This window comes from Variovorax paradoxus (genome assembly GCF_902712855.1).
Taxonomy (GTDB): Bacteria; Pseudomonadota; Gammaproteobacteria; order Burkholderiales; family Burkholderiaceae_C; genus Variovorax; species Variovorax paradoxus_Q.
Genome location: NZ_LR743508.1, coordinates 558,463 through 577,015, shown reverse-complemented (window position 1 = coordinate 577,015; position 18,553 = coordinate 558,463). Strand labels below are relative to the sequence as shown.

19 protein-coding genes are annotated in these 18,553 nt (G+C 70.7%); 6 read left to right on the top strand and 13 right to left on the bottom strand.

From position 1 onward, the window contains the following. Positions 1-97 precede the first annotated feature (97 nt). From metC to AACL56_RS29195, 4 genes are all read right to left on the bottom strand, one after another. On the bottom strand, positions 98-1,303 hold the full coding sequence (metC, locus tag AACL56_RS29210) for a cystathionine beta-lyase (protein WP_339093500.1): 1,206 nt from the start codon (positions 1,301-1,303) through the stop codon (positions 98-100). Between the two features lie 48 nt (positions 1,304-1,351). After that, a complete protein-coding gene (locus AACL56_RS29205; protein WP_339093499.1) occupies positions 1,352-2,362 on the bottom strand; it encodes a Bug family tripartite tricarboxylate transporter substrate binding protein in 1,011 nt (336 codons plus the stop codon). A 62-nt stretch (positions 2,363-2,424) separates the two neighbouring features. Continuing rightward, positions 2,425-4,008 (bottom strand): rhodanese-like domain-containing protein, encoded by a 1,584-nt coding sequence (locus AACL56_RS29200; protein WP_339093498.1) that lies wholly within the window; start codon positions 4,006-4,008, stop codon positions 2,425-2,427. 91 nt (positions 4,009-4,099) lie between these two features. Continuing rightward, the gene (locus AACL56_RS29195) at positions 4,100-4,690 is read right to left on the bottom strand and encodes a cysteine dioxygenase family protein (RefSeq protein WP_339093497.1); all 591 of its coding nucleotides are present in this window, start codon (positions 4,688-4,690) and stop codon (positions 4,100-4,102) included. 104 nt (positions 4,691-4,794) lie between these two features. Between AACL56_RS29195 and AACL56_RS29190 the strand changes: the two genes are divergently transcribed. Then, complete coding sequence (locus AACL56_RS29190; protein ID WP_339093496.1) at positions 4,795-5,673, top strand: LysR substrate-binding domain-containing protein; 879 nt, start codon at positions 4,795-4,797, stop codon at positions 5,671-5,673. A 4-nt stretch (positions 5,674-5,677) separates the two neighbouring features. Here the strand turns inward: AACL56_RS29190 and AACL56_RS29185 are convergent, their stop codons facing one another. Next, positions 5,678-6,739 (bottom strand): RNA methyltransferase, encoded by a 1,062-nt coding sequence (locus tag AACL56_RS29185; protein WP_339095271.1) that lies wholly within the window; start codon positions 6,737-6,739, stop codon positions 5,678-5,680. A 154-nt stretch (positions 6,740-6,893) separates the two neighbouring features. Between AACL56_RS29185 and AACL56_RS29180 the strand changes: the two genes are divergently transcribed. Next, positions 6,894-7,331 (top strand): cupin domain-containing protein, encoded by a 438-nt coding sequence (locus tag AACL56_RS29180; protein WP_339093495.1) that lies wholly within the window; start codon positions 6,894-6,896, stop codon positions 7,329-7,331. 5 nt (positions 7,332-7,336) lie between these two features. Here AACL56_RS29180 and AACL56_RS29175 read toward each other — a convergent pair whose 3' ends face one another. Beyond that, entirely contained in the window at positions 7,337-8,206 is an 870-nt protein-coding gene (locus tag AACL56_RS29175) for an AraC family transcriptional regulator (protein WP_339093494.1), read from the bottom strand. A 95-nt stretch (positions 8,207-8,301) separates the two neighbouring features. Between AACL56_RS29175 and AACL56_RS29170 the strand changes: the two genes are divergently transcribed. From AACL56_RS29170 to AACL56_RS29160, 3 genes are all read left to right on the top strand, one after another. Continuing rightward, on the top strand, positions 8,302-8,847 hold the full coding sequence (locus tag AACL56_RS29170) for a carboxymuconolactone decarboxylase family protein (RefSeq protein ID WP_339093493.1): 546 nt from the start codon (positions 8,302-8,304) through the stop codon (positions 8,845-8,847). Between the two features lie 79 nt (positions 8,848-8,926). Beyond that, on the top strand, positions 8,927-9,490 hold the full coding sequence (locus AACL56_RS29165; RefSeq protein ID WP_339093492.1) for a TlpA disulfide reductase family protein: 564 nt from the start codon (positions 8,927-8,929) through the stop codon (positions 9,488-9,490). 46 nt (positions 9,491-9,536) lie between these two features. Beyond that, on the top strand, positions 9,537-10,244 hold the full coding sequence (locus tag AACL56_RS29160; protein ID WP_339093491.1) for an MOSC domain-containing protein: 708 nt from the start codon (positions 9,537-9,539) through the stop codon (positions 10,242-10,244). A gap of 18 nt (positions 10,245-10,262) precedes the next feature. Here the strand turns inward: AACL56_RS29160 and AACL56_RS29155 are convergent, their stop codons facing one another. Further along, positions 10,263-11,090 carry an HDOD domain-containing protein gene (locus AACL56_RS29155; protein WP_339093490.1) on the bottom strand — a complete coding sequence of 276 codons (828 nt, stop codon included), beginning with the start codon at positions 11,088-11,090 and terminating at the stop codon, positions 10,263-10,265. A gap of 161 nt (positions 11,091-11,251) precedes the next feature. Between AACL56_RS29155 and AACL56_RS29150 the strand changes: the two genes are divergently transcribed. Continuing rightward, on the top strand, positions 11,252-11,881 hold the full coding sequence (locus tag AACL56_RS29150) for a hypothetical protein (protein WP_339093489.1): 630 nt from the start codon (positions 11,252-11,254) through the stop codon (positions 11,879-11,881). Here AACL56_RS29150 and AACL56_RS29145 read toward each other — a convergent pair. The 6 genes from AACL56_RS29145 to AACL56_RS29120 all read right to left on the bottom strand — a co-directional run bounded on the left by AACL56_RS29145 (position 11,851) and on the right by AACL56_RS29120 (position 18,527). Beyond that, on the bottom strand, positions 11,851-13,476 hold the full coding sequence (locus AACL56_RS29145; protein ID WP_339093488.1) for a GGDEF domain-containing protein: 1,626 nt from the start codon (positions 13,474-13,476) through the stop codon (positions 11,851-11,853). The two genes, AACL56_RS29150 and AACL56_RS29145, sit on opposite strands and share 31 nt — an antisense overlap. Before the next feature lie 68 nt (positions 13,477-13,544). After that, positions 13,545-14,765: a lysophospholipid transporter LplT gene (gene lplT / locus AACL56_RS29140; protein ID WP_339093487.1), complete on the bottom strand. Its 1,221-nt coding sequence runs from the start codon at positions 14,763-14,765 to the stop codon at positions 13,545-13,547. Next, complete coding sequence (locus tag AACL56_RS29135) at positions 14,762-15,559, bottom strand: GNAT family N-acetyltransferase (protein WP_339093486.1); 798 nt, start codon at positions 15,557-15,559, stop codon at positions 14,762-14,764. Before AACL56_RS29135 ends, lplT begins: the two co-directional genes overlap by 4 nt. 12 nt (positions 15,560-15,571) lie before the next feature. Next, on the bottom strand, positions 15,572-16,684 hold the full coding sequence (locus AACL56_RS29130; protein ID WP_339093485.1) for a hypothetical protein: 1,113 nt from the start codon (positions 16,682-16,684) through the stop codon (positions 15,572-15,574). Further along, entirely contained in the window at positions 16,684-17,631 is a 948-nt protein-coding gene (locus AACL56_RS29125; protein WP_339093484.1) for a class I SAM-dependent methyltransferase, read from the bottom strand. The genes AACL56_RS29130 and AACL56_RS29125 overlap by 1 nt, the downstream gene beginning before the upstream one ends. Continuing rightward, a complete protein-coding gene (locus tag AACL56_RS29120) occupies positions 17,625-18,527 on the bottom strand; it encodes an iron-containing redox enzyme family protein (RefSeq protein WP_339093483.1) in 903 nt (300 codons plus the stop codon). The genes AACL56_RS29125 and AACL56_RS29120 overlap by 7 nt, the downstream gene beginning before the upstream one ends. Positions 18,528-18,553: the final 26 nt, after the last annotated feature.

Below are 18,553 nucleotides of genomic sequence, written 5' to 3'. Positions count from 1 at the left end.
GCAGCAAGCGAAGAAAGCAGGCGAGAAAAAAGCGCCCATGGCCCTCGCGGGTCATGGGCGCTTCGACTTTTCTCGCCCGGTGCCTGTCCGGCGACGGCTAATCGTCGGCGGCCATTGCAGCGAACCCCTGCGCCAGGTCCGCCATGAGGTCGGCCGGCGCCTCCAGCCCGATGTGCAGGCGCACGACGGCGCCGCGTCCGCTCCAGTCGGTCACGCTGCGCGCGGCGCGCATGTTGGTCCACGCGACCAGGCTTTCGTAGCCGCCCCATGAGGAGCCCCGGCCGAACAGGGTGAGCGCATCGACGAAGCGCTCGACGGCCGCGTTGGCGATGCCGGGCTGCAGCTCGATCGACAGCAGACCGTTGGTGCCCTTGCAGTCGCGCTTCCAGAGGTCGTGGCCGGGGTGTTGCGGCAGCGCCGGGCAGAACACGGTGGCCACCTCGGGCCGCCGCTCGAGCCAGTGCGCCACCTCGAGCGCATGCCGCTCGTGCATCTGCAGCCGTGCCGACAGCGTGCGGATGCCGCGCAGCACCAGCCATGCGTCGTCGGGGCTCACGGTCATGCCGAACGCATCGCAGCGCTCGTTGAGCGGCCGCCACGCGGCCTCGGTGGTGGCCACGGTGCCCATCATCACGTCCGAGTGTCCCGACAGGTACTTGGTGGCGGCCATCGTCGAAATGTCCGCGCCCAGCGCGAGCGGCCTGTACTGCAGGCCCGAACCCCAGGTGTTGTCGGCCGCGAGCAGCGCGCCGCGCGCATGCGCGAGCGCGGCGAGCTTCGGCAGGTCGCACATCTCGTAGACGAGCGAGCCGGGGCACTCCGCATACACCAGCCGCGTGGAGGGCTCGAACAGCGCCTCGATGCCGCTGCCGTCCGCCGCAAAGAAACTGCTGCGGATGCCGTAAGGCTCGAGGAACGAATGCACGAGGTTGCGCGTGGGCTCGTACACGCTGTCCGACATCAGCACATGGTCGCCCGGCTTCAGGTACGACAGCAGCACCATGCCGATGGCGGCCAGCCCTGTGGGAAAGAGCCGCGTGCGGTAGGCGCCCTCGAGTTCGCTCACCGCATCCTCGAGCGCGAAGGTGGTGGGCGTGCCGCGCGCACCGTAGCTGAAGACGCGCTCGTCGTCGCGCCGCGCCCGCGCGTCCCGCATGGCGCCCACGCTGTCGAACAGCACCGTGCTCGCGCGCACCAGCGGCGTGTTCACGGGCGAGCCGCCGGCATGCGAGGGGTTCTTGCCGGTGCGCGTGAGGCGGGTGTCGGATGCCAGGTCTGCGGGAACGGTGTGCGAATCGGACATGGTGATGCGGGGCAGGAAGACGTCGGGCCGCTATGTTGCTCGAATTGGTCAGTCGGCGCGCGCGCCCGACAGCTTGACGATGCGCGACCAGCGGTCGATGTCCTGGCGAAGCTGCGCCGCGAAGGCCTCGGGCGTGTTGGCCACCACTTCGCTGCCGCCGTCGGTGACGAGCTTGGCCACTTCGGGCAGGTGCAGCGTGCGCACGATCGCCTCGTTCAGGTAGGCCACGCGTTCGGGCGGCGTGCCGGCCGGCGCGAAGAAGCCGTACCAGTCCTCGAAGCGCGCGCCGGCATACCCGAGCTCCTCGAGCGTGGGCGCCTTGGCGAACACGCCGATGCGGCGCGGGCTGGTCACGGCGAGCACGCGCAGCTTGCCGTTCTGCACCAGCCCGGCCACCGACGCGGTGGAGGTCACCAGCACGTCGACCTGGCCACCGAGCAGGTCGGTCAGCGCGGGGCCGGCGCCCTTGTAGGGCACGTGGGTCATGTCGATGTGGTTGTCCTTCGCCAGCACCACGCCGACCAGGTGCGACAGCGTGCCGTTGCCCGGCGTCGCGTAGGTCACCTTGCCGGGGCTCGCCTTGGCCTTGGCCGCCAGGTCGGCGAAGCTCTTCAGCGCCGAATTGGCGTCCACCACGAGCGCGAGCGGCGCGGCATTGATCTGCGTGATCGGCACGAAGTTCTTCACCGGGTCGAAGCCCGCGGAGGCATACAGCGTGGGGTTCACCGCCATGATCGACACCTGCGAGGTGAGCACGGTGTAGCCGTCGGCCTTGGCGTCGGCCACCGCCTTGGCGCCGATGTTGCCGCCCGCGCCGCCGCGGTTGTCGACCACCGCGGCCTGGCCGATGATTTCCGGCAGCCGCGTGGTCACGAGCCGAGCGGTCGCGTCGTTGCCGCCGCCGGGCGGGAACGGCGAGATGAACTTGATCGTCTGCGACGGGAAGCCGTTGCGCGGTGCCAGCGGCTCGGCCGTGGCGGGGTGCATGACCAGCGCCGCGAGCCAGGTGGCGGCGACGGCGAAGCGAACGAGCGGTGTGATGCGACTGGCAGACGACATGGCAGGACTCCTGGGATAGGAACGGACAGGGACGAACAACAGAAAGCGGATCGGGAGCGGGGTCAGGCGTGCGACCCGGCGGGGGAAGAGGGCAGGCGGAACGCCGCCTTCTCCTGCGCATCGAGCTGCGCGACAAGGCCGGTCTCCCATGCGAGGTAGCGGCGCGCGGCGTCCTTGTTGCCGTCGTGGCGGTCGTGCACGAAGAACAGGTAGTCGATGCAGTCGCTGTCGGCCGGCAGTGCGGGCGTGGCTTCCACCGGCAGGCCGGCGGCGCGCCAGGCGGCCATGCCGCCCTGCAGCAGCAGCGGTGCGGCAGCGCCCTCGAGTTCGGAGGCCGCGCTCCACGCCGCGAGCGCGGCGTCGTCGGCGACCAGCACCAGCTGGCGCGTCTCGTTCTTCGTGTCGGCCGCCAGGCGCGGGCGGATCGACCAGCGCGCCTGCGGAATGTGGCCGGCGCGGAACTGCATGCTGCCGCGCAGGTCGATCAGCGCCACGTCGTTCTTCTCGAGCCGCGTGGCGAGCGCCTGCGCATCGATGGTGGCAAGCGGCGGTGCGGCGGGCGCCGGGGCGGGTGCCAGCGACAAACCGCTCGCGAGGCCGCCCTCGAGCACGCTCGCGTCGTGCCCCATCTGCCGCAGCCAGCTCGCCACGGTGGGCGCGCGCACGCCGTCGTCGTCGAACAGCACGAGCCGCGCGCCGCGCACGCCGAAGTACTGGTCGCCCGCCTGCATCAGCTGCCCGCCCGGCGTGTGCTGTGCGCCCGGCAGGCTGCCGGCCGCGAATTCCTCCGGCGTGCGCACGTCGCACAGGAAGAGGCTGCGGCCCGCATCGGCGACCCATTGCTGCACGGCCTGCGCCGTCACCGTCGGCACGTCGAAGCGCGCGGCCAGCGCATTCGCGGCGGGGCGCAGGTCGGTGTTGCCGCTGTCGTCGGCATAGCGGTGCGTGCCGCCGTGCTCCAGCACGTGGTCGTTCAGGTACCAGCCCTGCGTGCCGTTCTCCAGCGCATACACCGGGTTGGGCAGGCCGAGGTTGATGAGCGTCTGCGCGCCGATGATGCTGCGCGTGCGCCCCGCGCAGTTGATGACGATCGGCGTGGCGGTGTCGGGCACCAGCCGGCGCACACGGTAGGCCAGCTCGCCGTTGGGGCAGCAGGTGGCGCCGGGGATGTTCATCTTGTGGAACTCGCTGACCGGGCGGCCGTCGAGCACCACCACCTTGTCGTTGCGCGCCAGCATGCCGGCCAGCTCGTCGGCGCTGACACGGGGCGTGTGATAGACCTCCTCGGCCAGTTCGCCGAAGGTCTTCGAGGGCAGGTTCACGCCCGCGAAGAGCACGTAGCCCGCGGCCTTCCAGGCCGGGGCGCCGCCGGCCAGCACGTGAACGTCGGTATAGCCCAGCGCCGCGAGCCGCGCCGCGGCGCGCTCGGCCACGCCGCCTTCGCCTTCGTCGTACAGCGCCACGCGCACGCTGCGCCGCGGCACCAGGCGCGGCGCATCGATCTCCAGCCGGCTGAAGGGCAGCGGGATGCCGTAGAACAGGTGCGCCTCGCCGTACTGGCCGTGCTCGCGCACGTCGAGCAGCGCGATCTCCGAGCCGTCGTGCAGCCAGGTCTTGAGGGTCTTCGGGTCGATGAAGGAGGTCATGGGAAAGAACAGGTCGTTGGGACGAACGGGGTCCTGCGAAGCCGCTGTCGCGGCCCGCATGAAGAAAGACGAAGTCGGAGGAAGAGGCGCCCTAGCGGCGCGTCTGCACGCCGATGCCCATGGTCTGGTACGTGCCGGCCGCGAGGTCGTAGGCGGTGCGCTGGTTCAGCGTCTCGAGCGCGCGGCCGTACATGTGCAGGTGGCGGATCACCTGGTCGCCCTGTATCTCGACCGAGTGGATGTCCTCGGGCATCAGCGCGATGCCCTTGCCGGGCGCCACGACCACCAGCTCGGTCTGCTTCAGCGTTCCCCGGCCCGGCACCGAGCCGTCGTCGGTGCGCTCGTAGACGCGGTTGTGCTCGGTGCCTTCCACCGCCGCGATGCAGGCCCAGGTGGTGTGGTTGTGCGGCACGATCTTCTTGCCGGGGCGCATCACGTTCAGGTAGAGCGCGTAGCTCTGGTCCGCGTCCTCGGCGATCAGGTAACGGGCCTGGTGCTCGCCGGCCTCGGGCGGCGGGAAGTCGGCGGCACCCCAGTACTCGGTGTGTGCCGCCAGGTCCTGCAGTGCGCCGAGCACCGTGCCGAGCGCGGCGCGGTTCGGTTCAGCGCCGGCGATGGCTTTCTTCATTGCATCGATGGACGTGGTCACGGCCTGCTGGCGTTGATCGGACGTGGTGCTCATGCATTTCTCCAGTGGGGTTGGCTCTTCGTGTGCATTCACTGTAGTGACCGCCGCGTGACGCCACAATCCAGCTGGCGCAGGAAACACATCAATAAAATTAATGTATGCCCACGCTCGATCTTGAATTGCTGCGCTCCTTCGCGGCCGTCGTCAGCCTCCAGAGCTTTGCCGCGGCCGCGGTGCACCTGGGGCGCACGCAGTCGGCCGTGACGCAGCAGATGCAGCGGCTCGAGGAGCAGATCGGCCATCCGCTGTTCGCCAAGCAGGGCCGGCAGAAGCGCCTCACGGAGCACGGCGAACGCCTGCTCACCTACGCCCACCACATGCTCGCGCTCAACGACGAGGCCCTGCGCAGCCTGCGCCAGGGTCAGCTCGAGGGCAACCTGCGCATCGGCGCGCCGCACGACGTGGCCGAGACCATGCTGCCGCTGCTGCTGACCGAGGTGGCGCGAACCTCGCCGCTGCTGCAGCTCGACATCCACATCGGCCGCAGTCCCTACCTGATGACCTCGCTCAAGAGCGGCGAGGTCGACATGATCATTTCCAACCGCGCCGACGCGCAGTCGCAGTTCGAGGGCGTGGTGCTGCGCAACTCGCCCACCGTGTGGCTGTGCGCCGCGAGCTACGTGCACGACCCGGCCAAGCCGGTGCCGCTCATCATGGCCGACGGCCCGAGCATCTTCCGGCGCATCGGCCACGAGGCGCTCGACACCGCTGGCGTGGCCTGGACACCGCGCTACACCTCGTCGAGCCTGATCGGCATCAAGGCCGCGCTGCGCGCGGGGCTCGGCGTGACCGCGCGCGGCGTGGAGCAGCTCGACGCCGGCCTGCGGGTGCTGGGCGCCGGCGACGGCATGCCGCGGCTGCCCGACCTGGCCTACTACCTCTACGTGCGCAGCCACGTGGTGAACCCGGTCACCCGGCAGGTGTTCGAGACGCTGAAGAAGCACCTGCGGCTGCCGCGCACCGACATGCCGGCCTGAGTGCCTAGGGCGTGTTCCCGGCCAGGCGCCGCACGAACCCGACAGGCTTCACGTCGGCGCGCACCTGCACCTCGGCCGCGCGCGCCCGCAGCTGGCCGCAACCGCCGTCGACGTCCTGGCCCGCGGAATTGCGCAGCTTGGTCAGGATGCCGCGCTCGTGCAGCACGCGCGCGATCTCCCTGCAGCGCTCCCACGACGGCCGGCTGAATGCCACGCCGTCCACCGCGTTGAACGGGATCATGTTCAGCACGCCGTACTTGCCGCCGAGCAACCGCACGAGACCGTCGATCTCGTCCGGCCCGTCGTTCACGCCCTCCAGCAGCGTCCACTGGTACTGGATGGGGTAACCCGTGGCGCGCGCATAGCGTTCGCCGGCGGCAACCACTTCCTCGGGCGTCATGCCGGGGGCGCGCGGCAGCAGCGTCCTGCGCAGCTCGGCCCTGGTGGTGTGCAGCGACAGCGCCAAGGCGGGCTTCACGCGCTCCTGCAGCAGCCTGTCGAACACGCGCGGGTCGCCCACGGTGGAGAACACCAGGTTCTTGTGGCCGACGTTGCCGACCGTGCCGAGCAGGTCGATCGCCTCGAGCACGTTGTCCAGGTTGTGGGCCGGTTCGCCCATGCCCATGAACACCACCTTGCGCACCGGACGGCGGGTGCGCGCGAGCGCGACCTGGGCAATGATCTCGGCGCTGCCCACCTGGCGCAGCAGGCCTTCGCGCCCCGTCATGCAGAACTGGCAGCCCACGGCGCAGCCCACCTGCGAAGAGACGCACAGGCCGTCGCGCGGCAGCAGCACGCTTTCGACGGTCTGGCCATCGGCAAGGGCCACCAGCAGCCGTTCGGAACCGTCCGCGCCCGGATGCACCGCGTGGATGCGCGCCAGTCCGGCCAGCTCGGCCTCGATGGCGGGCAGCGCGTCCATCAGCGACGCGGGAAAGAAGCTGTGCGGTAGGCGCCTGCCGCTGTTGCGCGGCAGCGCATGCGACCACAGGCGCAGGATGCGCTGCTCGTGGCCGGGGCCCGCGCCGGCTTCGCGCAGGCGGCTTTTCAGTTCGTGGATTCGCAGCATGGGCCGGCTAATGAAGGCCCCGGAGGTTCCGGAGGCTCTGGGAAGACATGCGACAGATTGTGCATGGCGGTCACCCGAAGTGAGGTGCCTTGTACCGCCCGGTCCCGGCGCGCAGAATCGCGCTCCCCACCCTGGGGCACGGAAGATGACGATGCCGTACTTTGTCCTCACGCCAGAGCGGCGCGATGCGCCTCTGAATGTGGTCGGCACGCAGGTCACGGTGCTGGCCTCGAACGCCGTCACTCGGAGTTTCGGCGTGACCTTCCAGCGGGGCGACGAGGGCACGGGCCCGCCGCCGCACAGCCACGACTGGGACGAGGCCTTCTACGTGCTCGGCGGCGAGATATCGTTCTTCTGCGAGGGCCGCCTGCACATGTGCCGCCCGGGCACGCTGGTGCACGTGCCGCGCGGCACGGTGCACGGCTTCCAGTACGGCCAGGGCGGCGGCCAGATGCTCGAGATCACCGGGGAGGGCGCGCTGGCCACCCGGATGTTCACCGACATGGACCACGAGATTCCCCCAGGCCCGCCCGACATTCCGAAGCTGCTCGCCGTGCTCGAGCGCAATGGCGTCACGGTCGAACTCTGAACCGCTCACTCGCGCGCGGCCAGCCACTCGCGCGGCGACACGCCGACCTTCTGCGTGAAGAGCCGCGACAGCGCCGACGCGTTGGCGTACCCGAGCGCGTCGGCGATCGTCTTCACCGACGCGCCGTTGCGCAGTTCCGCCTGCGCGATGGTGAGCCGCCAGTTCGCAAGGTAGTCCGCGGGCGTGGCGTCGACCACGGCCTTGAAGCGCTGCGCGAATGCGCTGCGCGACAGCCCGGCCTCGCTCGCCATCTGCTCGAGCGACCAGGGCTCGCCCGGCCGCTCGTGCATGGCAACCAGCACGCGCGCGAGCTGCGGGTCGCCCAGGCCGGTCAGCAGGCCGGGCGGCAGGCCGCTTTCGTGCGGATGATCGAGCAGCCAGCGCAGCAGCTGGATCAGCACGACCTCGAACAGCCGGTCCGCCAGCAGGCGGTGGCCGCACAGCACCCGCGTGGTCTCGGCGAACAGCAGCCCCAGCGACTGCTCGAGGCCTTCCACCGCATGCAGCGGAAGGCGCACGAGCGGCGGCAGCGCACGCGCAAGAGGGTGCGCCTCGCCGCCGTCGAAGTCGAGCGTGGCGCAGACGAAGTCGGAGCCTTCGACGGGCGCGTTGTGGAAGTCGTGGGACAGCGGCCGCGGATAGAACAGCAGGGTCGGTTCCTTCACCACCACCTTGCGCGGCACGCCGGCACGCGCCGAATGGGTGACGACCATTTCCCCGCGTCGCAGCACATGCAGGAAGCCGCGTCCCGGCTTCGCCGCGAAGTGCGTGGTGCCGCACAGGGGACCGCTGTGGAACAGGTGGGCGCGCACCTGGAAGCGCTCGAGCAGCGATGAGAGCCTGTCGATCGGTGGCAGGGCGGTGGCTGAGGTCATTGGACGAAAAGGTATGTTTTCTGGACAAAACGAGCCAAATCATACGGCCAGCGCGAAGACACTTCCTTCACCACTTCATTTCAAAGGAACACACCATGTCCCGCATTCCCCTCGTCAGCCAGGCCGAAGCCACCGGAGAAGCCCAGGCGCTGCTGTCGCAGATCCACGGCGCGTTCGGCGCCACGCCCAACATGTTCCGCGCCGTCGCCAACTCGCCGGCCGCGCTCAGGAGCATGTGGGGCTCCTTCGGCGCGCTGGGCGGCGGCGTCATTCCCGCGCAGCTCGGCGAGCAGATCGCGGTAGCCGTGGCCGACCGCAACGCCTGCAACTACTGCCTGGCCGCGCACACCGCGCTGGGCCGCAAGGCCGGGGTGTCCGCCGCCGACATGGCGGCCGCGCAGGCGGGCGAATCGTCCGACCCCAGGACCGCCGCGGCCTTGCGCTTCGCGCTCAAGCTCGTCGAAGACCGCGGCCAGATCGGCGAAGCGGACGTGCGGGCGTTGCGCGACGTGGGCTTCGACGACCAGCACATCGTCGAGATCCTGGCGCACGTCGCACTGAACCTGTTCACCAACTATGTGAACGTGGCCTTCGACGTGCCAGTCGACTTCCCGTCGGTCAGGCTGCGCGCCGCGGCGTGAGGATCGGTCGGTAAGAATCTCCCGGCAAGCGTGCCATGCGCGCTTGCCGGCGTTGCCTTCAAGTCGGAGCTTTCCAGTCATGCCCAATCACTTTCCCGAAGCCCCCGCGCTGCAGGTCTCGCGATGGCTCAACACCGACACGGCCCTCACGCTCGAGTCGCTGCGCGGCCGCGTGGTGGTGATGCACGCGTTCCAGATGCTGTGCCCGGCCTGCGTCACGCACGGCCTGCCGCAGGCCAAGAAGACGCGCCAGCTTTTCGCCGAGAAGGACGTCGCGGTGATCGGCCTGCACACCGTGTTCGAGCACCACGACGTCATGACGCCCGCGGCGCTCGAGGCGTTCGTGCGCGAGTACCGCTACGTCTTCCCGATCGGCATCGATACGCCCGCGCAGGGCAGCATTCCGGCCACGATGCGCGAGTACCAGCTGCAGGGCACGCCGAGCGTCGTGCTCATCGACAGGCAGGGCCGCATCCGGCTGAGCCGCTTCGGCGTGATCGACGACATGGCGCTCGGCGCGGCCATCGGCCAGCTGGCTGCCGAGGACGCGCCCACGACGCTGGTCACGCGCCCTTCGGCCGAAGCGGAAGCCGCCGGCCCGGAGGGTTGCGACGACGACGGTTGCCGCGCGGGCGGAGCCTGAACATGCCATGCATCCTCATGCTGCACCTTGCCGTCGAGGGCCCCGAATGACGCGCGAAGCCCTCACCATCGACGCGCTGCTCGTCGGGCCGGTGGCCCTGCTGCCCGACGGCCGCTCGCGCAGCGGCATCCACAAGTTGCCGGCCCACGACGCGCGGTGGCTGTCGGCCACCGGCCTGGACGGAGACTCGCAGGCCGACCTGCGCATCCACGGCGGCGTGGAGAAGGCGGTGCACCACTACCCGCGCGAGCACTACGCGGGCTGGGCGTCCTGGAGCCGGCGCGCCGACCTGCTCGCGAGCCCCGGCGCCTTCGGCGAGAACGTGTCGACCACCGGCTGGGACGAATCGAATGTGTGCATCGGCGACGTGGTGCGCCTCGGCGAAGCGCTGGTGCAGGTGTCCCAGGGCCGCCAGCCCTGCTGGAAGCTCGACGTGCGCTTCGGCGAGACCGGCATGGCGCGCGAGATGCAGGCGCGCGGCTGCACCGGCTGGTACTACCGCACGCTCGAACCCGGCTGGGTGCGCAGCGGCGCGCAGGCGGTGCGGGTCGAGCGGCCGCATCCCGACTGGCCTTTGTCGCGCCTCATCGCCTTGCTGTTCGCTCGCGACGAGCGCTTTGCGCCCGAATGGGAGCGCGCCGCCGAACTGCCTGCGTTGGCGCAGCGCTGGCGCGACACCTTCGCCAGGCGGGTGGCCGCAAGGCGCGTGGAAGACTGGGAGCCGCGCCTGAGCGTGCCGCCGCAGGACGCGTGAGCCGCCGGCCGGGCGCGCTCAGGCGATCATCAGTTCCAGGTCGGCGGCGAGCACGCGCGGCGCCGGCATGTCCTGGACCACGTGCTCGGCGAGGCCCGCGGCCATGGCCGACTGGCTCGGCCAGAAGCCGCCGACGTCGCTCAGGTTCGCGCCCTGGCACTCCAGCGCCACGCGCCACACGGCCAGGTGAAGGATGCCACCGAGCGCATTGACGCGCTCCGACCTGACCGGGCTCACGAAGCTCGCGAGCCCGCCGATCAGGTCCGGGGCGAAATCCCAGCGCTGTGCCAGCGACGCGCTCACGTCGCCGTAGTGATAGCCGAACTCGACCTGCTCGAGTTGCGCACGCCCGAGCGCGTCGAAGGGGTGGTCGTCGTTCAGCGCGGCCATCCGCGCGGGCATCGCCTGAGCCATGACCAGGTGCCCGATGGCATGCATGCTGCCTGCGGTGAAAGCCAGGTTGGGGTCGACGCGCCGCGTCCTGGATGCGAGGTATCTCGCGACCGATGCGACGCGCAGGCTGTGTGCCCAGAAGGCCGGCAGGTCGACGCCGTGCACCTTCCTGAAGGCGGCCGGCAGGCCCGAGCTCACCACGAACGAGCGCATCGCCGAGTGGCCGAGCATCAGGATCGCGCCCTGGATCGAGGAGATCTTGCGCTGGAGTCCGAAGAACGGCGAGTTCACCATCTGCAGCACCCTGGCCGCAAGCACCTGGTCGAGCTCGATGCGGTGCGCGATGTCCGCGAAGGAAACGTCCTCGTCGCGCAGCATCTCCATCAGGTCGGACACCACCCTCGGAACGGTGGGCAGCGACTCGTCATGGGCAAAGAGTTCGTCGAGTGTCATGGCGCTTGTTGGTGTATTGCCTCGGTATGCAAAAGATTCTCCTCCAGCATGTCGCCCGGCACACTCCTGATTTGCGCGAATCCTTCATTTCTACGGATTCCGGTGGTGCTCCCCGCCGCATACCATCACGGCTCCATGCATCGCCGCCGTTCCCGAAAGACATGACCCTCTCCACACGAAACCTGACCGCACTTCCGGACATCGATGGCCTGCGCCGCCTCGCGCAATCGCTGGCGACGCTCGATGCCATCCTGTCGCCGGAATGGGAGTACCGGTACTACTCGTTCAACCGGTCGTGGGCAGACGGCGAGATGATGGCCTCGATGCGCAACGGCTCGGGCGATCGCTGGTTCGCGCTCTTCTGCGCCGCAGGCGCCGCATTGCACGGCCGGGTGCAGGGTGCCCCGGCGGCCGCGGTCTTCGGGCGCCTGCCGTCCGCGTTCCACGACAACCTGCTGCACGAGCCGGCCTTCACTGCGCACGAGAGCACCTTCTGCATCTGGCGCCTCGAGGACGACACGCGCTGGTCGAGTGGCGCCGCTGAATCGGCGGCCGGCGACGACGCGGCCGGGCTGCTGGAAATCCTCGACGGACAACCGGCGCGCTACGTGGCCTTTGCCGGCAGCTATCACGAACGCGATCTCGAACCGGACGACGTCGCCGCGATCTACGCGCACCGGCCGCTCGCGCCGGCGCTGGTACGGCGCCTCAATCCCGATGTCGACCTGGCCGCGCTGGCGGACGACCTCGACGAAATCGGCTACCCCGTCGAAAGCCTCGACGCGCCCTGAACCGCGACGCGCGGAGCGTTCGCCACCACGTGGCTCCTGCGTCCGCGCTGCTTCGCCTGGTACATCGCCCTGTCCGCCGCGGACAGCAGGTCCTGCGGCGTTTCGTCTCCGCAGCCCACGGCGATGCCGATCGACACACCCATGACGGTCTCGGAACCCCTCAGCCGCAGAGGCGACGCGATCGCGTCGACGCAGCGTTGCGCCAGGATCGCGGCGGCGCGTTCGGCGGAGTCCTCGAAGTCGGCGGCCAGCAGCACGAACTCGTCGCCGCCGATGCGTGCCACGGTGTCGGTCTGGCGCACCAGGCCCAGCAGGCGACGCGCGACTTCTTCCAGTGCCTCGTCGCCGGCCTCGTGGCCGAGCGTGTCGTTGAGCGCCTTGAAGCCGTCGAGGTCGAGGTAGAGCACCGCGACCTGGTGGCCGTGCCGCTTGGCGCGCACCAGCGCCTGCTGCAGCCGGTCGTCGAGCAGCTTGCGGTTGGGCAGGCCGGTCAGGCTGTCGTGGTGGGCCATGCGCGCCAGTGCCGCCTGGTTGTCGACCAGCTTGGCCAGCAGCCGGTTGAAGGCCTGCGTGAGGTGGCCGATCTCGTCGTCGCGCACCACGCGCAGCGGCGCCAGTTCGAGTTCGCCGCGGGTCATGCGGTCGGCCTGGTTGGCGGCGCGCAGCAAGGGCCGCAGCAGCCAGGCCATGATGAACCCGATCACGATCAGCACCGCGGTGACCGCGGGCGCGCGCTGCTGCAGGATGAAGGTCTGCATGCGTCCCACCGGCGCCAGCGCTTCCGACACCGGCAGCCGCGCGACCACGAACCAGCCGCTGGTCGGCACCGAGGCGATGGCGGAGATCTCGTCGATGCCCTTGGCGTTGCGCGTCGTGCCGCTGCCGCGGTAGCCCGCCATGGCGCGGTCGTGCAGCAGGTTGACGCCTTCCGGCGGGGTCGGGGTCAGCGACATCGACACGTCGGTGGAGGCCACGAAGAGACGGTCGCGCGGCGAGATCACGAGGATGCCGCCGGCCTGGCCCACGCGCCCGGCCTGCAGGTGGTCGAGCAGCCCGTCGGCCGTGAGGTCCGCGGTGCCGACCAGCACGGCCGCCACCTGGCCCGAGGCGTCGCGCACCGGGGCGGTCATCGGCAGCACGGAATGCCGCGATACGGGGGCCTCGTGCGGAATGCCGAGGGCCGGGCGGCCGGCGAGGGCGCCGCTGAATTCCGAACTGTCCGCTGCGAGCTGCCCTTCGCCGTCGAGCCGCCTGCCGGTGGCGTCGGCCACCGTCAGCCCGAGCGGGAAGGCCTGGCTCAGCGCGTTGCGTTCGGCCAGCCAGGCGTGCAGTGCCGCGGGTTGCGCAAGGAGTTCCGGGGGCAGCGCATGGGCCAGGCGCTGCAGGAACGACAGCCGTTCGACGAGGTAGTTGTCGACGTCGCGGGCGACGTAGTCGGCCAGCGCCTTCTGCTGGGTCGCGACCGACTGGGTCAGGTCCTGCCGCAGGAAGCGGCTGAGCTGGATGTAGCTGACGGCGGTGCCGAAGATCGCCATCAGCAGGCCCATCGCGAGCAGGCGAACAACCAGACTGTTGGCAGATTTTCTGAGGTTCACTCTGTCGGCAAGTCCTGAAGCAGTGGTGCGGGACTGTATCCCAATCGCATGAAATGCAAACCCCAGTATTACCCGTTCTGCGAGGCCAGGCTCTCGCGCGTGGAACTCTGGCGGCGCGACCAGGCGAAGATGCCGCCCATTGCCAGCACCAGGAACGCGCCGAAACCCGCCAGCGTGGGCAGCAGGGGCGCGTCGAGGTAGAGCAGCCCGCCATACACCCCGAGCATGACGAGGGACGCCAGGCTCTCGTTGGCGTTCTGCACCGCGATCGACTGGCCCGGATGCATGCGCAGCAGCCCGCGGCTTTGCAGCAGCGCATTCATCGGCACCAGCAGCAGCCCCGCGAGGGCGCCCACCAGCACCAGCATGGCGACGGCAAACGCCGGCCCTGTCACCAGCGTCATCGCCATCACCGCGGCGCCCAGCACCACGCCCAGCGGCAGGGCCCGGCGCGCGCGCTCCAGCGGGAACCAGCGGGCCGCGCCCATCGCGCCGGCCACCATGCCGATGGCCACCGCGATCTGCAGCAGCGCACCCTGCGCCAGCGTGAGCCCGAGCCGCTCGGCGGCCCAGCGCAGCACCAGGAACTGCAGCGTGGCCGACGCGGCCCAGAACAGGCTGGTGACGGCCAGCGAGATGCGCGCGTCGGCGTCCTGCCACAGCAGGCCGAGCGAGCGCCGGAAATCGCGCAGCAGCCGTCCGGGGTGCGCCAGCGCCTTGCGATCGCGCGCCGGGCTGTACGGAATGGCCAGCGTGCAGGCTGCCGCCAGCAGGTAGACCGCGCCGATGGCGTGCAGGCCGAGGTCGCGGTCGACCAGCGCGCTGCCCAGCCCCACGCCGAACAGGATCGACACCACCGTGCTGGCCTCGACCCAGCCGTTGGCCTTGACCAGCTCCTCCTCCGGCAGCAGCTCGGGCAGGATGCCGTACTTGGCCGGCGAGTACGCCGCCGCGCCCAGCCCCACCAGCGCATAGGCCACCAGCGGCTGCACGTGCCACAGCAGCAGCGCGCAGCCGCCCAGCTTGACGAGGTTGGTGGCCATCAGCACCCGGCCCTTGGGTGCGGCGTCGGCCACGGCGCCCGCGAACGCGGCGAGCAGCACGTAAGACAGGTAGAAGAAGAGGCGCAGCGCGGGCGTCATCCAGCCGGGCGCGTGGCGCTGCGCGAGCAGTCCGATGGCGACGATCAGCAGGGCGTTGTCGGCCAGCGAACTGAAGAACTGCGCGGCCACCACCGCGCGCAGCGTGCGGGCGGTGCGCGCCGGGGTGCCCGGGTCGGCCGCGTTCACGCCGTCACGTTGAAGAAGTGCTGGCGGTAGCGTGGCGAGACCTCGTCCACCCGCAGCATCAGCGGCAGGTCGGCCGTGTTGAAGGCGACATCGAGCGCCGGCGGACCCAGCAGCCGCGCGCCGCAGCGCAGGTAGCCCTTGATGAGCGGCGGCGGCGACGCGGGCGGCGTGGCGTCGCTGTCGGCATCGGCGTCCGGGTCGGTGTCCAGCGGCAGCGCGATGCGGGGCTCGACGCGCCAGCGCTGCTCGACCAGGTGGGTGCGGCACAGCCGGTGCCACAGCCGCGCGGCGCTCAGGCCCTGGTCGTCCAGGCCGATGCTGGCGCAGCCGATCATGGTGTCGAGCTGGTGCTCGACCATGTACTGCCCCAGCGCCGTCCACAGCGCCATGATGACGCTGCCCGAGCGCCACTGCGCGTCCACGCACGAGCGGCCCAGCTCCAGCGCGCGGCCGCGCAGCGGTGCGAGGGGCGCAAGGTCGAATTCGGTGTCGGTGTAGAAGCCGCCCGCGCGGCGCGCCGCATCGGGCGTGAGCACGCGGTAGGTGCCGATCAGCGGGCCGGCGCCGTGCACCGGGTCCACCGCCCGCACCAGCAGGTGGTCGCAGAAGGCATCGAAGCGGTCGGCGTCGAGTCCCGGCGGCGTGCCTTCGGGCGGCGACAGGCTGGCGCCCATCTCCTGCGCGAAGACGCGGTAGCGCAGGCGCTGGGCGTCTCGCAGGTCTTCCTCGCAGTCGGCCCAGCGGGTTTCCAGCAAGGTGGCGGCGGTCGGGTCCGGGGGCGTGCGCTCTTTCATGCAGTGCCTTCGTCAGTTGGAAGGGGGATACCGGTCCACCAGGCGGTTCTGCCGCCGGTTGAGCCTCGCGAGCGCCAGCAGGCCGATGGGCCGGACGCCCGCCTTGCACTGCGCCGCACCGATGGTGAACAGCAGCCGCTGCTTGGCGAAGACCATGCGGAAGCCCTGCAGCACGCCGATGCCGGGGTCCCAGGCCTCGATCGCCTCGGAGCCCGCGCCGTTGATCTCCATGATGGTGAAGCCGCGTCCCGCGCCGAGTTCGCGCAGGCTGTCGTAGCGCACGTCGAAGCGCCCGAAGTGAAAACCCGGCATGTCGCGCGCCACCGCGTCGATCGCGCGCACCAGCTCGGGCGTGACGAGCGCCGCGCCGTTGCGGTACAGCCCGCCCACCCGGGTCGAGCCGATGGTGGCCAGCCGCACCTGCTGGCCGGCGGCGGGCACGCTGTCCGGCGGCACGCTGCACGCGTGACGCGGCGAGCGCGCGATGCGCCGGGCGCGCGCGTCGCCCGCCACGAGTTCGGCCACGGTGCTGCACCCGTCGCCCGTCACCCGCGGGAAGTAGCGCAGCGCCAGCCCGATGATGCGGCCCTCGTCCGTGACCGGGTCGCGTGCGTAGAAGATGCCCGCTTCGCCTTCCTGCGGCAGGTAGTGCTGCAGCACCACGGTCTCGCCCGCGGGAAACGCCGCGAGGTACGCCTGCAGGTCGGGCATGCCGTGCAGCAGCCGCACGCCGTAGCCGCACAGGCCGAGGTCGGGCTTGGCGACCACCGGGAAAGCGAGGCCGGCAGCCGCCATGCTCCGCTGCAGCGAGGCCGGCGTGGCAGTGCCGTCGTTGAACACCGCGCAGTGCGCGGCCGTGAGCGAGCGCGCCAGCGGTCCCATGCCGCGGAAGTACTCGAGCTTGCCTTCGCCCACCAGCCCGCCGGACGTCAGGTGCGGATTGGCAGCCGAGGGCACCGTGGGGCCGCCATGGCGCAGCGACAGCCACAGCCACTGCACGACCAGCGGCACGCAGATGAGCCACTTGGGCATGCGCTCGAGCACGCTGCATTCGCGCACCCCGGCGAGCGGGCCGGTGGCCGTGTCGAGGTCGGCCGGGCCGGCGAGGTCGAGCCGGGCGGCCATCAGGCGGCCTCCGGCGCGCGCGTGGCGACGAGGCCCACGGCGGCGATGCGGTCGATGTGCGCGTACACCGGCCGCTCGAGCTCCTCGCCGAATACGTCGGGGTCGATCTCGGTGTACGACCATTCGGTGCCCGACGCGGCCAGCAGCGGACGCATCTCGGCCAGGAACGGGTCTTCGCCGTCGACCATCGCGACGCCGGTGTACAGCAGCAGCTGCCCGCCGGGTGCCAGGCGCCCGAGCGCGTCGGTTGCGATGCGCGCGCTCAGCGCGCGGCCGAGCCGCGTGCCGCCATGGCGGTAGGCGCGCCGCGCGGCGTCGTCGAGGTAGGGCGGGTTCGACACGATGAGGTCGAACATGCCGTCGACCGCCGCCAGCGCATCGCCCTGCGCCAGCGTCACCGTCACGCCGGCCACTTCGGCGTTGACGGCGGTGTACTGCAGCGCGAGCGGGTTGATGTCGTTCATCACCACCTTGGCCGGAATGCCCAGGGCGGCCAGCGCCCGCGCCACCGCGATGCCGCCCGCGCCGCTGCCGCAGCCCACGTCGAGCACCCGCAGCGGTCGCGGCTGCACGATGCGATGCGCCAGCGCATGGCCGAGGAAGCGCGCGAAGCGGCTGGTGTCGGGCCCGAAGAACACCGCGTTCTCCTCCACCGTGGGATAGGCCGAGTGAAGGAACAGGTCGTCGCCGAGGCTCGCGATGCGCACCGTGCTGCGCAGCAGCGTGCCGGTGCGCGCGACGACGCCGGCGTGCTCCATCGCGGCCAACAGTTCCGGCGCCACGGCGCGCGCCTCGAACGGCAGGTTCCAGCCGAAGATGTCGCGCAGCGTGGCACCCGGTTCGCGCCCGCGCCGCGCCAATACGCGCTGGTGGGTGAGCGGCGTGACCGTGGTGAAGCGGTAGCCGGTGGCCGCCACCTGGCGCAGCACGCCGGCCGCGTTCAGCATGCAGCGGCCTCCTCGGCACGCAGGGCTTCGTCGAGATGCGCGGTGTAGCGGTCGAAGCAGCGCTCGCCGCACACGAGCCGCATCAGCGCGCCTTCGGCAATGAACTGGCCGCAGGACGGCTCTGCCGCCACCAGCGGATGGATCACCTCGCGCAGCCATGCGCGCGCATGCGACACGTCCAGCGCCGCATGCAGGTCGAAGTACGCGCGTGCGCGGCCGCTCAGGCCCAGGCGCCGCATGCCCGCGGCCACCTGCTTCACGCGTCCCGGCGCGGTGAGCTCGATGACGCCGAGCGCGCCGATGGCGTGGTAGCCGTAGCGCCGCGTGGTCGCCAGGCCCACCATGGTGTTGGCGAGCGCCAGCGATTCCCACACGGTGCCGTCGATGGACGGCTGCAGCCCGAGCTCGCGCACCATCTGCTCCAGCATCTGGCCGTGCATGGCGCTCTGCTTGCCGTGGCCCATCTCGTCCCAGAAGTTGCGCGCGCATTCGAGCTTGGGCTGCGGCGGCAGCTTGACCTGGGTGTAGGCCAGAAGGTCTTCGAAGCCCGCTTCGCCGGCGGCTTCCTGGGTGAGAAACCACCGCATCTGCGGCAGCGTGGCCTCTTGCGCGAGCCGTTCGAACAACGGATGGTTCTGCCCGGGACCGTTGTGCGCAAGCCGTTCGAACCAGTTGACGAAGTGGTCCGCATTGCCGGCCGAGCCGCAGGCCCCCACCTGCACGGTGGTGCGCAAGGCTTCGAGAAAGCCGCCTTCGAGCAGGCGGTATTCATGCTCGCGCGCAAGTTCTTCCTTCCAGCCGGGAGCGGGCGTGCCCGGCTTCAGCCGATCGGCGTTGAACCGCGCCAGCCGCCGATGCAGCGAGGCGTTCGTCTCCGGGATTTTCTGAGCAGGCATGGCCGGTCCTTGTCACCGCTGGGCAA

Bases quoted from the DNA above. Each gene is read 5' to 3' on its own strand.
- metC (WP_339093500.1), bottom strand. From the start codon at position 1,303: ATGTCCGATTCGCACACCGTTCCCGCAGACCTGGCATCCGACACCCGC.
- AACL56_RS29205 (WP_339093499.1), bottom strand. From the start codon at position 2,362: ATGTCGTCTGCCAGTCGCATCACACCGCTCGTTCGCTTCGCCGTCGCC.
- AACL56_RS29200 (WP_339093498.1), bottom strand. From the start codon at position 4,008: ATGACCTCCTTCATCGACCCGAAGACCCTCAAGACCTGGCTGCACGAC.
- AACL56_RS29195 (WP_339093497.1), bottom strand. From the start codon at position 4,690: ATGAGCACCACGTCCGATCAACGCCAGCAGGCCGTGACCACGTCCATC.
- AACL56_RS29190 (WP_339093496.1), top strand. From the start codon at position 4,795: ATGCCCACGCTCGATCTTGAATTGCTGCGCTCCTTCGCGGCCGTCGTC.
- AACL56_RS29180 (WP_339093495.1), top strand. From the start codon at position 6,894: ATGCCGTACTTTGTCCTCACGCCAGAGCGGCGCGATGCGCCTCTGAAT.
- AACL56_RS29175 (WP_339093494.1), bottom strand. From the start codon at position 8,206: ATGACCTCAGCCACCGCCCTGCCACCGATCGACAGGCTCTCATCGCTG.
- AACL56_RS29170 (WP_339093493.1), top strand. From the start codon at position 8,302: ATGTCCCGCATTCCCCTCGTCAGCCAGGCCGAAGCCACCGGAGAAGCC.
- AACL56_RS29165 (WP_339093492.1), top strand. From the start codon at position 8,927: ATGCCCAATCACTTTCCCGAAGCCCCCGCGCTGCAGGTCTCGCGATGG.
- AACL56_RS29160 (WP_339093491.1), top strand. From the start codon at position 9,537: ATGACGCGCGAAGCCCTCACCATCGACGCGCTGCTCGTCGGGCCGGTG.
- AACL56_RS29155 (WP_339093490.1), bottom strand. From the start codon at position 11,090: ATGACACTCGACGAACTCTTTGCCCATGACGAGTCGCTGCCCACCGTT.
- AACL56_RS29150 (WP_339093489.1), top strand. From the start codon at position 11,252: ATGACCCTCTCCACACGAAACCTGACCGCACTTCCGGACATCGATGGC.
- AACL56_RS29135 (WP_339093486.1), bottom strand. From the start codon at position 15,559: ATGAAAGAGCGCACGCCCCCGGACCCGACCGCCGCCACCTTGCTGGAA.
- AACL56_RS29130 (WP_339093485.1), bottom strand. From the start codon at position 16,684: ATGGCCGCCCGGCTCGACCTCGCCGGCCCGGCCGACCTCGACACGGCC.
- AACL56_RS29125 (WP_339093484.1), bottom strand. From the start codon at position 17,631: ATGCTGAACGCGGCCGGCGTGCTGCGCCAGGTGGCGGCCACCGGCTAC.
- AACL56_RS29120 (WP_339093483.1), bottom strand. From the start codon at position 18,527: ATGCCTGCTCAGAAAATCCCGGAGACGAACGCCTCGCTGCATCGGCGG.